Here is a 725-nt window from a genome sequence, read left to right as displayed (position 1 = left end):
GTGGGGCCGGGACATGGTGCTCGACACCTCGACCGGCCAGGCACAACCGGACAACAGGCTCTACAACGTCATGGTCGCCCTGCTTCACCTCCTGGACAGCCAGCGAACGGACAGCACCTGGCGGGCGCGCCTGATCGACCTTCTGGGAACAGTGTCGGCCCTAGAACTGCACGCCATGGGATTTCCCGAAGATTGGCAGGAACGAAGTGTCTGGGGCGGCCCGTAACACCTATATCGACACCGTCGGATTGGCCTGCTCCTGGCAACCCCTCGCCTTGCTCCGCAACCTACTGTCAAAACGGTCCATCTTGTCTGAAGCCTCATTCAGATCGGCCTCATCGAGCACAGCATCCTCGGCCTTATGAGCCTCTGCAACGTCTTGCGCCAGGGGAGGCTCCGTCTCGGACCTCTCCGCGCCATCTCTCCTGGGTTCGGCATCGGAATAGGGGATGCGGTCCTCCTTCAGCGCCATCACCTCGGATCGCAGGGCGTCCAGTTCGGCCCGGATCGGATCGGGATAAGGGAGCGGTCCCTTCTGCGCGTCGATGATGGTCTTGAACCAGGCGTCCTGCCAGTAGACGATCCGGTCCACCAGGATCGGGTTCTGCCTCTCGGGGATCAGGAGGATCTTGTCGGGATCGAGCCTGCGGACCTCGTCGGGGGTCATCAGCGGGCGTTCCTCGTTGCGCCGCGAGACCGACCGCTTCAGCAACCCCTGCCCGTCT

At 63.2% G+C, this 725-nt stretch carries 1 protein-coding gene and 1 pseudogene; one reads left to right on the top strand and one right to left on the bottom strand.

Features of this window, described 5'->3' with window-relative positions:
* Positions 1–226 (top strand): annotated as a pseudogene (locus IEX25_RS19890) (hypothetical protein); the annotation flags it as partial.
* 3 nt (positions 227–229) lie between these two features.
* On the opposite strand, the gene IEX25_RS19885 reads toward IEX25_RS19890, so the two are convergent.
* Positions 230–725: type IV secretory system conjugative DNA transfer family protein (locus IEX25_RS19885; RefSeq protein WP_188717459.1), on the bottom strand; the 496-nt coding region annotated here is incomplete at its 5' end.

Origin of the sequence: Paracoccus acridae (assembly GCF_014642735.1) — a bacterium.
In the GTDB taxonomy this organism is placed as follows: Bacteria; Pseudomonadota; Alphaproteobacteria; order Rhodobacterales; family Rhodobacteraceae; genus Paracoccus; species Paracoccus acridae.
Note: the sequence above shows the minus strand (reverse complement) of the source record. Positions and strands in the feature narration are given on the sequence as shown.